Origin of the sequence: uncultured Alistipes sp. (assembly GCF_902388705.1) — a bacterium.
GTDB lineage: Bacteria > Bacteroidota > Bacteroidia > Bacteroidales > Rikenellaceae > Alistipes.
Genome location: NZ_CABMQJ010000002.1, coordinates 105,594 through 119,257 on the forward strand (window position 1 = coordinate 105,594; position 13,664 = coordinate 119,257).

Annotated in this window: 10 protein-coding genes; 8 read left to right on the forward strand and 2 right to left on the reverse strand. The window is 56.3% G+C overall.

The features are described from left to right. The 8 genes from QZT71_RS01320 (at position 1) to QZT71_RS01355 (ending at position 11,789) form a co-directional block, all read left to right on the forward strand. Positions 1–1,947 carry a RagB/SusD family nutrient uptake outer membrane protein gene (locus tag QZT71_RS01320; protein WP_295911352.1) on the forward strand — a complete coding sequence of 649 codons (1,947 nt, stop codon included), beginning with the start codon at positions 1–3 and terminating at the stop codon, positions 1,945–1,947. Positions 1,948–1,963: 16 nt separating this feature from the next. Beyond that, on the forward strand, positions 1,964–3,355 hold the full coding sequence (locus QZT71_RS01325; RefSeq protein WP_295911353.1) for a DUF1735 domain-containing protein: 1,392 nt from the start codon (positions 1,964–1,966) through the stop codon (positions 3,353–3,355). A 79-nt stretch (positions 3,356–3,434) separates the two neighbouring features. Further along, positions 3,435–4,616 carry a DUF4855 domain-containing protein gene (locus QZT71_RS01330; RefSeq protein WP_295911355.1) on the forward strand — a complete coding sequence of 394 codons (1,182 nt, stop codon included), beginning with the start codon at positions 3,435–3,437 and terminating at the stop codon, positions 4,614–4,616. Between the two features lie 70 nt (positions 4,617–4,686). Next, the gene (locus tag QZT71_RS01335; RefSeq protein ID WP_295911357.1) at positions 4,687–5,892 is read left to right on the forward strand and encodes a DUF4855 domain-containing protein; all 1,206 of its coding nucleotides are present in this window, start codon (positions 4,687–4,689) and stop codon (positions 5,890–5,892) included. Positions 5,893–5,904: 12 nt separating this feature from the next. Then, a complete protein-coding gene (locus QZT71_RS01340) occupies positions 5,905–7,404 on the forward strand; it encodes a DUF4855 domain-containing protein (protein WP_295911358.1) in 1,500 nt (499 codons plus the stop codon). A 21-nt stretch (positions 7,405–7,425) separates the two neighbouring features. Next, positions 7,426–8,652, forward strand: a complete 1,227-nt coding sequence (locus QZT71_RS01345; RefSeq protein ID WP_295911359.1) for a DUF4855 domain-containing protein — start codon at positions 7,426–7,428, stop codon at positions 8,650–8,652. A gap of 22 nt (positions 8,653–8,674) precedes the next feature. Further along, the gene (locus QZT71_RS01350) at positions 8,675–10,450 is read left to right on the forward strand and encodes a DUF4855 domain-containing protein (RefSeq protein ID WP_295911361.1); all 1,776 of its coding nucleotides are present in this window, start codon (positions 8,675–8,677) and stop codon (positions 10,448–10,450) included. 85 nt (positions 10,451–10,535) lie between these two features. Continuing rightward, positions 10,536–11,789 (forward strand): hypothetical protein, encoded by a 1,254-nt coding sequence (locus QZT71_RS01355; protein ID WP_295911362.1) that lies wholly within the window; start codon positions 10,536–10,538, stop codon positions 11,787–11,789. Between the two features lie 79 nt (positions 11,790–11,868). On the opposite strand, the gene QZT71_RS01360 is transcribed toward QZT71_RS01355, so the two are convergent. Both QZT71_RS01360 and QZT71_RS01365 read right to left on the reverse strand, forming a co-directional pair. Next, complete coding sequence (locus QZT71_RS01360) at positions 11,869–12,570, reverse strand: GDSL-type esterase/lipase family protein (RefSeq protein ID WP_295911364.1); 702 nt, start codon at positions 12,568–12,570, stop codon at positions 11,869–11,871. A gap of 12 nt (positions 12,571–12,582) precedes the next feature. Further along, the gene (locus QZT71_RS01365; protein ID WP_295911366.1) at positions 12,583–13,662 is read right to left on the reverse strand and encodes an SGNH/GDSL hydrolase family protein; all 1,080 of its coding nucleotides are present in this window, start codon (positions 13,660–13,662) and stop codon (positions 12,583–12,585) included. Between the last annotated feature and the right edge of the window lie 2 nt (positions 13,663–13,664).

Genomic DNA, 13,664 nt, shown 5'->3' on the forward strand with positions numbered 1-13,664 from the left:
ATGAAACAAATACGCATATTAGCAGCGGTCGTTCTGATATTTGCTTTTTCGCTTACCTCCTGCGAGTCGTTCTTCGATGTGAATTTCGACGACCAGGCGACTCTCGAGAAAACATTCAGCCAGAGTTCGACCACCAAAAAATTCCTGTCACACCTCTACTCCTACATTCCGATGGAGGAAGAGATTGTGAACTCCCACGGCTGGGTCGTTCCGCGTTCGGACGAAGGACAATACTCGTTCTACCAGTGGGTATATTACCTGCTGTACAAAACGGGCAGTTACAGCAGTGCGACTCCCACTTCGACGACCTATTACAATTATTGGCCGGAGTTCTATATCGGCATCAACCAGTGTTCGATCTTCATCAACAACGTGGATCTCAACAAAGGGGATACTGCTGAAGTAAATGCCTATATGAAAGCCGAGGCCCGTTTCCTGCGTGCATACTTCTACTTCTGCCTGTTCCGCCAGTACGGTCCCGTATACATCTGGGGCGACAGGGAAGCCGACGAAGCCATCCTCGCCTCGTCCATCGACCGCCATACGGTCGAGGAGAACATCAGCTTCATCGTAACGGAGCTGGACAAGGCTGCAGCCGACCTTCCGCTGCAGGTTGCCGATGTCGGCGAAAGTGAATCCACATGGACGGGACGCCTTACCAAGGGTGCTGCCCTGGCGCTGAAATCGCGCGTACTGCTCTACGCCGCATCGCCGCTGTACAACGGCTGCGACCTGTATGTCGGCAAAATGAAGAACATGTACGGAAACTACCTCTTCCCGCAGACCAAGGACGAAAGCAAATGGGAGGATGCTGCCAAAGCCGCGTGGGCCGTTATCGAAATGGGCCGGTACGAGCTGTGCAAGGACAACACCACGGGCGACAAATTCAAAGACGGCATGACCTCTTACCAGAAAGTGATGTTCGACCCCTGGAACAAGGAAACGATCTGGGGCTGGTGGTGGCGTACCAATCAGGCTGCCTATGCCTATCTGGGAACGGTCGGCGGACAAATAGGTCCGGCCCTGCCGCCTATGGGAACCAAATTTTATGCGGCATTCGGCGGTATAGCACCCTCGCTGAAACTGGTCGACACCTATCCCATGTACGAAAGCGGACGCTACCCGATCACGGGTTACCAGGGACAGAACGACATGTCGAAGCCCATCATCGACCCGCTGTCGGGTTACAGCAACGTCGGCTTTACCGACAATTACCAACAGCCTCTGGATGCGAATATCGGATGGGATCCGGCTCCCATCAAGGCCCACAACAGTTGCGTGGGACGCGATCCCCGCTTCTATGCCAGCGTAGTGCCCAACGGTTTCTGGTGGCCGAATAAAACCATGAACGTGAAATTCACCTGCTACAACAATACGGAGTGCACCTCTCCCTGGAGCGCAGCGGGACAATGTATCCGTGTAGGGTACGCATGGCGGCGCCTCCTGCCGGCCAACACGTCGCTTGCAAGACAAGAGGATTTCAAGGCCATCAGGTATGTCTATCCGGCATTCCGCCTGGCGGAGATTTACCTCAATTACGCGGAGGCCTGCAACGAGAAACCGCAGCGCGACGAAGCGGCGGCCATCGAATACCTGAACAAAGTGCGCAACCGCTCGGGACTGAACAATATCGAGGATGCGTATCCCGAAATCAAAGGCAACAAGAACCTGCTTCGCTGGTGTATCCAGAAAGAGCGTATGGCGGAATTCGGCCTGGAGGCCATGCGCCACTACGACGCCTGCCGCTGGATGATTGCCAAGGACGAATACCCGGGCGCAAACTGGACATTGCATGTTAGCGCGACGACTTACGAGGAATCTTACGAGCGCACATCCACGGACTTCGTCGGTGCTCCCAATACATTCCAGGATAAGGATTACCTCTTCCCGATCAGCGCAAACCAGTTGGCCGAAATGACCAATATGACCCAGAATTACGGATTTTAATTAACGCTCGAACACTATGAAAATAAATATGTGGAAACTGTTGATTGTCGCCCTGATTGCATCGACCGCCCTGGTCGGCTGTAAGGATGAGCGCGACAACTTCATGGTCGACGATACGATTTCATTCATCAATACCGAGAATTATGCAACCGTATCGGTATACAACGAAAAGTACGACTTCCCCGTGATGAAAAACGGCAAGGGATTCTCGGGTGCGACGGCCCATCTGACGGTTTCGGAAACGGCTTTGGACGAATACAATGCCGCGAACGCAACCAACTATGTGACCATGCCGGAGAATTGCTACAAGTTCTCGGCTACGACGCTCAAATTCGCCAAGGACGACCTTCGCAAAATCGTCGAACTTTCGTGGGACGAAACCGCCGTGCTCGCACTCGACAAGAGCAAGGACTACGTAGTACCGGTACAGCTCTCCGTCGACAACGGCTCCGTACAGGTGAGCGAAGGCCTCGACCTGCTGATCGTGCATCCCAAACTGTCGTCGGTATCGATGGAAAAGACGTTGGCAGCCTCGCTGCTGCCCTCGGCTGCGGGCGACGCAATCTCCTGCGACGGCAACGTCGTACTCGACAATCCGATTTCGGTAATGGACGTAACGGTGAACTTTACAATCGACAACAGCCTGATAGCAGCCTACAACGAGGCGAACGGCACCGACTACAAAGCTGCGCCCGACGGATTCGCCACGATGGCGTCCGCCACCTCGCAGATTGCCGCAGGCCAGACGTCGGCACCGTTTACCTGCAATTTCGATTCCGACCTGCTGTTCGCCGGCAGCGAGCTCAAAGTCACCGGCAATATGCTCGTCCCGATTCGTATTTCGTCGACTTCGGTAGACGGCCTCGGCATCTCGAACGGCGTCATGTACGTTCCCTTCACGATGGACAAGGAGCTGAAAGGCCCGTGGACGCTGCTGGAGGGCGAGGAAAACTGCTACGCAAGAGACCCGAACAACGGCGGTGCCGCCTGGATTATGCAGTATACTGCCGACAAGCTGTTCGACGGTGAGATAACTGCAGGCCACGAGTGGATTTCCTGGTTCGCAACCCAAATCGAGTTCCCGATAACTTTCGTCGTGGATATGGGCACGAGACAGGTGTTTACCAACTTCCTGATCAGCGATTACTCGACCCACCAGGGCAATCTCCGGGAATATGAAATCTACACGGCCGAAGAATATGACGGCGAGAACACCCGGTGGAACCTCGTTGCAAGCGGCAAACGCAGTTACGGTTGGACCGGAGTAGCGACTGTTTACGACTATCCTGTCCAGAAATACTTCGCAGGCCGTTACATGAAGTTCCAAATCATGAAGGCCGAATCCACTGTCGGCGATTACCTCTACGGACGCGGCAAACTGGCCGACGTACAGGGTGTGGGATTCTAACCATTGATTTTGAGTAATTAATCCCGTTGTGAACCTCTCCTTTACTTCACAACGGGATTAATTTGTAAATTTACAACCTATGAAACGCAAACTTTTCAGGGCTGCAATTTCTGTCATAACAGCCGTCGGATTCCTCGTACTGCCGAATGCCTGTTCGCAGGTCAAATTATATCCGTGGGAGAACCGGGAGGCCCCCGCGACCACGACCGACGCCGTCCTCTGTTACGGCGGCAGCCACCATCGCACGCCTTTCCTGTGGGACAGGGAGCGGCTGGCCCCCTATGTCACCTATGTCGACAAAGAGGGTAGGGAACACTGGCTCTTCGACGGATTTATTTTCCTGGAGTTCCAGGATACGAACCGGCCCGACAAAGCGCTGTACACATTCGAAACCGGGCATCTGCGCGACATGGGCGTAGCAGCCGGAAAAGCGCAATGGCAGGAGCTCATCGACTATTATTTCACGAAAGGCAACGGCGTCGAGGCATTGGAAGATGTGGTGAAAGAGGCCGAAGGCCGGCTGGGCAAAGCGCCGCAGAAACGCCGCATAATCATGGTGCTTCCCGACCCGGTGATTCACCAGCATTATATCGACACGACCTCCACGACGACCTACTGGGGCGCACTGGACGGACGGCAGCTCGACTTCAGCAAAAACGAAGACCGCATCGCTGCCTGCAAATGGTTTATCGACCAGGTGCGGGCCAAATTCGCCGAGGGGGACTACGAGCACGTAGACCTGGCCGGATTCTACTGGCTGCGGGAAATCGTCACCCGTCCGGTGGATACGGAATTCAGCTACCACCTCACCCGTTCGGACATCATGCTGCCGCATATCGCCGAATACCTCCACAGCCTGAACTATACGTTCAACTGGATACCGTACTACGGTTCGCGCGGATACGACGTATGGCAGACGTTCGGTTTCGACCAGGTCTACCTGCAGCCCAACTATTACTGGAAACCGCAGAACGACATGGATACCGTGTGCGATCAAATCGACCGGCTCGGCGTCGGCATGGAGCTCGAATTCGAACCCACGCTGCTCAACGCGCGTGAGGGCAGCGAGGCATTCCGTGCCCGGTTCCGCGACTATATCAAATATGCCCGACAACGCGGCATATACGGCAGGCAGCCGTTCGCATATTACCACGGCACCAACGGTTTCTACGACCTGTCCGCCTCCGACGACCCGGCAGACCGGGAGTTGTTCGACGAGTTATGCCAATTTATAATCAATAACCCGCTGCGCCGGCAGTAGCCGGAAACAGGGGCTGCATCCGGCAAACGGAATCCGGCAGCGCCCCGCAGCACAAAATTTACAAAAAGATATGACACGCAGATTTTTTTCAGTTGCAATCATAGCGGCCGCAATCGCCGGATTCACCGGTTTTTCCTGCACCGGGCCGCAGAGCAGAATGTATCCGTGGGAGAAAAACCGAAAGAGTCTGGCAACCACGACCGACGCCGTACTGTGCTACGGCGGCAGTCATCACCGCAATCCCTTCCTGTGGGACAAGGAACGCTTCGCCCCCTATGTCACCTATGTAGACCAAGAGGGGAAAGAGCAGTGGCTCTTCGACGGATTTATCTTCCTCGAATCGCAGGATGTAGACCGTCCCGACAGTGCGGCTTATACGTATATGACGGGAGTGCTGCTCAATACGGGCGTAGCCGCCGGTAAAGAGCAGTGGCAGGAGCTCATCGACTACTATTTCGCCGAAGGCAATTGCGTCGACGGACTGGAAGAGGCTGTAAAAGCAGCCGAAAGCCGGCTGGGCAAAGCGCCGCAGAAACGACGTGTAATCATGATGATTCCCGACCCGGTGATTTACCACCACTACATCGACACGACCACAACGACGACCTACTGGGGCGCGCTGGACGGACGGCAGCTCGACTTCCGCAAAAACGAAGACCGTATCGCAGCCTGCAAGTGGTATATCGACCAGGTGCGGGCCAAATTCGCCGAGGGGAACTACGAACATGTAGACCTGGCCGGGTTCTACTGGCTGCGGGAGGCAATCGCACAGCCGCAGGATACGGCTTACAGTTATCACCTGACCCGCTCGGACATCATGCTGCCGCATATCGCCGAATACCTCCACGGGCTGAACTACACGTTCAACTGGATACCTTACAACGACGCCCGCGGTTACGCCGACTGGCGGAAATTCGATTTCGACCAGGTTTACATGCAGCCCAACCATTACTGGAAACCCGAAATCAGCATGGACACCGTATGCACGATGATTAACCGCGCGGGCACCAGCATGGAATTCGAATTCGAAGCTTCGATTCTCAAGGCGTGGCCGGGCAGCGACGTATACCGGGCCCGGTTCCGCGATTACATGAAATATGCCCGGCAATACGGCATATACGGCAAGCGGCCGCTGGCCTATTACCAGGGCAGCAATGCGCTTTACAACCTCTCTGTTTCCAGCGACGAAACGGACAAGGAATTTTTCCACGAGTTCTGCCGGTTCGTAATCGGCAATCCGCTGCGCTCACAGCAATCCGGAAACGGAAACAAATAAAAACCTGAATCAATGATAAACTACCGAATTATCTGCATGCTCCTGTGCATCCTGCCGCTTACGGGCTGCAGCAAAGGCGGCGACGAGCCGGACAAGGGTCCGACGCCCTCGATGAGCATGACGATCGTATCGTCCGACGCGGCATCGGTGACGCTGGACATCAAGATCCTGAATGCCACGCATGTCCGCATACTGTGCAAGCCCACCGGCGTCATCACGTCGCAGACGGCGGAAAGCGTCGCCGAAAAGGGGACGAAATATACCGGGACACGGGTGGTAATAGACGGGCTGTCGGGCCAGACCACCTATACGGTCTTTGCCGTAGCCTGCAACGACGAGGGGGCGTACGGGAAAATGCAGTACGTCCAGTTCACCACCGACAAGGCAGGCGCGCAGATGTATTCGTGGGAGAAAAGCCGCAACGGCATCCTTTCGTACACGGATATGGTACTCTGCTACGGCGGCAGCCACCACCGCACCCCGTACCTGTGGGAAAAGGATCGGTTCGAGCCGTTCGTAACCTACGTCGACGAACAGGGCAAGGAGCATTGGCTCTTCGACAGTTTCCTCTGCATCGAATTCCAGTCCAGCAGCCGTCCCGACGGCAAGTACTACGCCTATATGCTCGGGTTGATGAAAGACTACGGTTTTTCGGCCGGCAAGGCGCAGTGGCAGGAGCTGATCGATTACTGGTTCAAGCAGGACAACGGCGTGAACGCCCTCGAACAGGCGATAGGGGATGCCGCTGCACGCCTCGGCGCGCCCCCGGCCAAACGCAAGGTCATTATGATCATGCCCGACCCGATCATCTACAAAGTGTTCGACGGCAAGGGAAACGGCACGGGCGACCCCAAATCGACGACCTACTGGGGCCAGCTCAACGGCCGCCAGATGGACTTCGCTTCCGCCGACGACAGGCTCGCCGCCTATAAATGGTACGTCGACCTCGTTCGCAAGAAATTCGACCTGGCGAACTATCAATATGTCGAACTGGCCGGATTCTATATCATCTCCGAGGAGCTCGCATCGCCCGACGACGGATGGAACTACGAACTGAAAAAGTCGGACGAAATCATTCCGCCGCTTTCGAAATACCTGCACTCGGTCAACGAATCGCTCTGCTGGATTCCCTACAACCGGGCCGCGGGATACAAACGATGGAGCCAGTTCGGCGTCGATTACGCCTACATGCAGCCCAACTACTTCTGGGACGAAAAAGGCGAGAAACCCCTTTCCCGGTTCTTCACCGACATTTCGGCCAACAACCTGGCCATGGAGTTCGAGTTCGACGAAGCGCTCCTCGAGGGAAAAACGGGCTGCGACTCCTACAAGGCACGCTTCCGTGCCTATATGTCCGGCGCCAAACAGAACGGCGTCTACGGACGTAAACCGTTGAGTTACTACCACGGCACCAATGCGTTCTACGACCTGTCGAAATCGCTGGCCGCAAAGGACAGGGAGCTCTACCACGAATTCTGCCAGTTCGTAATCAACAACCCGTTGCGTAAATAACGATTAACACCAGACAAACAAATGAAAGCTTTAAAAATTTTCGGAGTTCTCGCCCTTTTTGCAGTTCTCGTATTTTTCTTCGTCCGTGCGGCATGCAAGACCGATACCGCACAGGAGTGCCGGCAATCCGGCCTCTGCAACGGCGAGACGATGTATTCGTGGGAACGGGAACGCAACGGAATCCTGTCGTTCACGGATCTCGTTCTGTGTTACGGCGGCAGCCACCACCGCACCCCGTACCGGTGGGACAAGGAGCGTTTCACCCCGTTCGTGACCTATACCGACAAGCAGGGCAGGGAGCACTGGCTGTTCGACAGTTTCCTCTGCATCGAATTTCAGGACAGCAGCCGTCCCGACGGCGTCAACTACGCCTACATGGTCGGCGTACTGCAGGGGCGCGGCCTCTCGGCCGGCAAAGCGCAGTGGCAGGAGTTAATCGACTACTGGTTCGACGGCGATAACGGCGTAAACGCCCTCGAAGCGGCGGTAAAAGAGGCCGCACAGCGCCTCGGCACGCCTCCGGCCAAACGCAAGGTCGTCATGATTATGCCCGACCCGATTATCTACCGGAAGTACGACGACACGAAAGAGTCGACCGCCTATTGGGGCGAGCTGGACGGCCGTCAAATGGATTTCGCCTCGGGGGACGACCGCGTAGCCGCATACAAATGGTATATCGACGAAGTGCGCAAGCGGTTCGATGCGGGAAACTACCAGTATATCGAACTGGCAGGATTCTATCCCATTTCCGAAGAAATCGTGACCCCCGGCGACGGCTGGTGCCATGAGCTGAAAAAATCGGAAGAGGTGATTCCCCCCGTCGCCGAATACCTGCATGCCCGGAACGAGTGCCTGTGCTGGATTCCCTACAACCGGGCGGCAGGCTATACGAAATGGCGCGAAATGGGCGTCGATTACGCCTACATGCAGCCCAACCATTACTGGGACGACAAGGGAGCAAGGCCGCTTTCCCGTTACTTCTCCGACATCAAGACCTATGACCTGGCCATGGAATTCGAATTCGAAGAAACGCTGCTCGAGGGGCAGAAAAACTGCGACCTCTACAAACAGCGCTTCCGCGAGTACATGGCCGGCGCCAAAGAACACGGCGTCTACGGCAGCAAGCCGTTGAGTTACTACCACGGCACGAACGGATTCTACGACCTATGGAAATCGACGGCCGAAAAGGACAAGGAACTGTATCACGAATTCTGCCAGTTCGTAATCGGCAACCCCCTGCGTAAATAATCTACAACAACAAAGAAATACGATGAAAACAACCCGAACATTCGCATTTTACCTGCTTCTTGCGGCGCTCACGATTTTCCACAAGCCTGCCGCCGCACAAAATTACCAGACGACAGGCATACAGGATCTCGCCCTGATTTATCAGGGCGGCAGCCACCGCCTCGACTGGACGGTCGACGAATTCAGGCCTTACGTGGTAAACCACTTCGCGGACGGCACGAAGGACTGGCTCTTCGACGGATTCCTGTTCCTCGAATTCAAAGACGGCTCCGGACGCAACTATACCGTCGGCTACGAAAAGCTGAATGCCCGCAAGGGTGAATGGGCATGGCTGCTGGATCGGATATTCGAACAGGGCAAATCGCTTTCCGCACTCGACCAGTGCATCGGCGAGCAGATTCGCGAGATCGGCAAACCGGCTTTCAAACACCAGGTCGTACTGGGACTTCCCGAAGCGATACGCGACCAGAAAGACTGGGGTGAGTTGGACGGCCGGGTGATGGATTTCTCGAAAGAGGAAGACCAGATTGCCGCTACGAAATGGTACATCGACGAACTGCTCGAACGGTTCAAAGCCGCAGGGTACAAGCACCTGGAGTTGTCCGGATTTTACTGGGTGGCCGAAGATACGCACCATTGCGCCGACCTGACCATCCCCTTGAGCGAGTATATCCACGCCAAAGGCAAACTTTTCTACTGGATTCCGTACTGGCAGGCCAAAGGACACGAGGAGTGGAAACGACTGGGATTCGACGTGGCTTACCAGCAGCCCAACCACTTCTTCAACCATTCGATTCCGGACAGCCGGCTCGACGACGCCTGTGCTACGGCACGCCGCCACGGGATGGCCATGGAGTTCGAGTTCGACGAAAAGGCCACGGCAGATATTCCCAACTCGTCCTACGACCGGATGGTGGCCTACATCAACCACTTCGAGAAGAACGACGTATTCAACTCCTCGGCCGTGGCTTACTATTGCGGCAACCGCGGCGTACTGACCCTCAATGAGTCCAAAAACCCGAAAGACAAAGCCCTGATGGATCGCCTGGCACGGATTATCCGGATGCGCCATATCATGAAATACGGATTCCCGGGAAAGAACAAGACCCGGGTTATCGCGCACCGCGGATACTGGCACACGGAGGGTTCGGCCCAGAACTCGATCACCTCGCTGCTCAAGGCCGACCAGCTGGGTGTTTACGGCGTGGAATTCGACGTATGGATGGCATCGGACGGCGTACCCGTGCTCAACCACGACGGCTGGCACGACGGCTACGACGTACAGAAAACCCCGTCGACCACCCTGACGACACTCAAGCTCGAAAACGGCGAACCGCTGCCCACGCTGGCACAATTCCTCGATGCCGCCGAAAACACGAAAGTCCGCCTTATCCTCGAACTCAAGCAGCACGCCACGCCCGAAGCGGAGAATGCGGCAGCAGAAGCCGTCGTGAAGATGATCGACCAGCGCAAGCTCACCAAACGGGTGACCTACATCACGTTCTCGCGCCATGCCATGGAGGAGCTGATTCGCCTGTCGCCGAAGACCCCGGTGCTTTACCTGGGCGGCAACATTTCACCGGAAGAGCTGAAAGCGCTGGGCGCCGCAGGCGGCGACTACAATTACGGGGTGTACCTGAAGAACCCGTCGTGGCTCGACGATATGAAACGCATGAAAATGATTTCGAACGTATGGACGCTGAACAATCCGGTCGACATGGTATGGACGGTCGAAAAACAAATCGATTTCATCACCACCGACCGTCCGGATCTCTTCCTCAAGCTATCCGGCGAGTAAACCAAAACAAAGAACTGATATTCAGATATGACTGCGATATATCCGGAATAATTCCGGATATATCGCTTTCCTAAAAAACGCAACCATGAAATTCAGATTCGCAATCTACCTGCTGGCACTTTGCTGCGCCCTGCCCGCAGCCGCGTGCGCCGACGGCGAACACGGCCGCAAAGAGGGCGGAAAGGGGAGCGGAAACAACGATACGGACAGCCGTCCCTACTCCGAAAAAATGTTCGTCAAACGACAGGGCGACGACCTTTACATTTCAGCCAAGATGGATCGCAGCACCGACATCGTCTACTGGTTCAAACGGTGCATGTTCAATGAACTGTACACGTTCTACCGGGTCGGCATCATCGGCAACAACGATGCAACTCCCACCAACAAACCCGAAACACAGCCCGAGGTCGTGCTCAACCTGGCTTACAGCGACAATATCGGCCCGTTCGCCGTGGCGGGATGCGGCTGGTGCGGCGCGAACCACAAATACATGGAGCGGACAGCCCGCACGGCCTATAACGAGGGATATGCCGTATTCGTGGACGGCAACCGCATCGACGGTGATCTGGCCGTTACGGCCGGCCAGGTGGAAATCGAAGTGGAGAACGTAATCCTCGACCCGTCGCGTCCCTACCGGAACGCCGCCGGAGAGGAGGAGCTGCGCGACGTACTTTGCCGCGAATCGGTGCGTTACAGGATAAACCGCAACAACATCGAGGTCGCCGCTTCACACCGCTTCTGCAACCCGACACCGGTAACCATCGCCATCTACTACGGCATGCAGTCGATGTTCGAGGGCGAAACGCACCTGTTCACCCCGGCGGGAGCCTACGGCGACTGGACGCCGGCAGCCGACGTTTCGACGTTCAACAAGGGCCAATACCCGCAGTTCCGGCGCTATCTCGAGAAAAACACAAAAGCTTACCAATCCACGTTCCTGCTGCCTGACGGCCTGGGCGACCACTCCCGCCTGGGGGACGACGACATCGTATTCATCAACGCCTCGTACGGCAAGAGCTACCACAAACTCATCGCGGACAAAAGCATGAAAGAGGGCGACCAAATCAATTGGCGCGGCATCTACACATGGTTCGTATCGCCCCTTGCAGACGATACGGAACTGCTGTGCTACGAGGGCATCGCAGACGGCCGCACGGCCATCTTCATAGACTGCAAAAAAGCATGCAAACGCGACCTGAAACTCCCGTCCTACCTCGACGCCCGGAAATACGAGGTGCTCGACTCCTACGGCAGGGTGCAGGTTACGGCCGACGGTCGCCATACGCTGAAAATCTCGGCCGACGCCGCAGGCGGCAGCGTACTGCTGCTCAAAAAGTAAACGGGAAGCCGTATCACTTCCACGACAAAGCCCGAAACAGCATTGCTGTTTCGGGCTTTGTCAACCACAGGACAGAGAATTACCTGCGCCGGCGATGTTTCTTCGTGCCGTTCAGCAACGAGTCGATAACGGGAGGCAGGATTTTTTCCATCACGTCGAACCCCGCCTCCGTAGGATGGACTCCGTCGTATGTATAGGCTTCGATCATTCCGCCGTCCGGTTCGGACATGGCCGCATGGTAGTCCACATACGGAATGTTCTCTTTTTGAGCATAGGCGCGGATCAGGGCATTGAGCTCACAAATTTTCGCAGCGGGCTCCACCCCCTTGCGCCAGCCGAACTCACGCGCCGGAAGCACCGAGCACAACACGGGACGGATGCCGTTGGCACGGGCCAGTTCGACCATCGACACGATGTTGCCCAGAATATGCGGCAAAGATATATAGCCGTTGTTTTGTGCGATGTCGTTCGTTCCGCCGCAGATAACGGCGACCTGCGGATGCAGTTCGAGCACGTCGGCACGGAACCGCACGAGCATCTGCGAGGTCGTCTGCCCGCTTATGCCGCGCCCCACGTAATCGTGCGAGGCGAAGAACTCCGGGTGTTTTCCGGCCCACAGTTCGGTAATCGAGTTTCCCATGATGACCGCCTTCGGAGCGTGTTTCTGCTCCCGGTTGGCCTGTTCGAAACGCCCGAAATTCGCCCAGTCGGACGGAGCCTGTGCGCCTGCATTTCCAGCGCAGACCACAACGGCGAGGAGAAAGAGCAATAACTTTTTCATAGCTTCAAGGATTTATCGTATCGCACGCATGGGAATGTCCCAGCCGGTAATCGTCGCAATGTAGGGAATTACCGCCGCAGCCATTTTACGCTGTCCGCGGTGGCTCAAATGGTAGCCTGCCCCCATATCCGCGCCGTTGTCCGTAACGCCGTCGAAATGCATGATGCAATGCAGGTTCCTGTCGTCCAGTCCCGCCATAATCGTTCGCAGGTAACCGTAGAAGGGCTCGGCGCCCGTCGGTACGACATAGAGAATCGGCACCGCACCGTATTTTCCGCGCAGGTTGCCGTACATCTCCGCGAATGCCGCACCGAACGCCTCCTTGGAAGGGGTGATTCCCGTGCTGCAATCGTTCGTGCCGAGTTTTATGACAACGATGTCGGGTGTATAGTCCCGGAAATTCCATTGCGGCTCTTCGTCCATGTCGAACGTACGCAGGACGCGCTGGCGCATGGACAGGTCGGAGGTCTCCTTTTCATCGGCCCAGTTGCGGACGACGCCCTGTCCCGAGTGGGCGACGAGCACGTATTCGGCATCGAAATAACGGGCGATGATGCATCCCCAGGCCAAATCGCAGTTTTCGGTTTCGGGGGTAAACGGCTCGGCGGCCGATTTCCCCTCCGTGCCGTAGCCGCACGTATGCGAATCGCCGATGAATTCAATCAGCCGCGCCGGAGCGGGCGGCAGGGGCAGCATGACGCCGTCGGTTTCGATACCGAAGAGCGTCGTGCGGCCCTGCTCGGCCTCCGTGCGTTTCTGCACGATCACGGTGTGTCTTCCGGTTGCGAGCCCCTCGGCAAGTACCACGGACGACACCGGGCCCTCGGTCGTCGCCTTGCCGTACAGTTCCCCGTCCACGAATACGTTATAGTAATTACGCCCGGTATCCGAAACGCGCATCGAGCAGGAGCTTCCGTCGAAACAAAAGGTAAAGTGGCTGCCGCTCCAGTCGAACGACAGGCTGCCGTCGACATTCCGGGCGGCTCGCCCCGTGAAACGCACCTTATCCGAATCGGCTTTGCAGAAGTGCGCCCCGGAGGCGCAGGCTCCCGAAAAAGCGAACATGGCCATGACAAAGAGCAGGTGTTTCATCC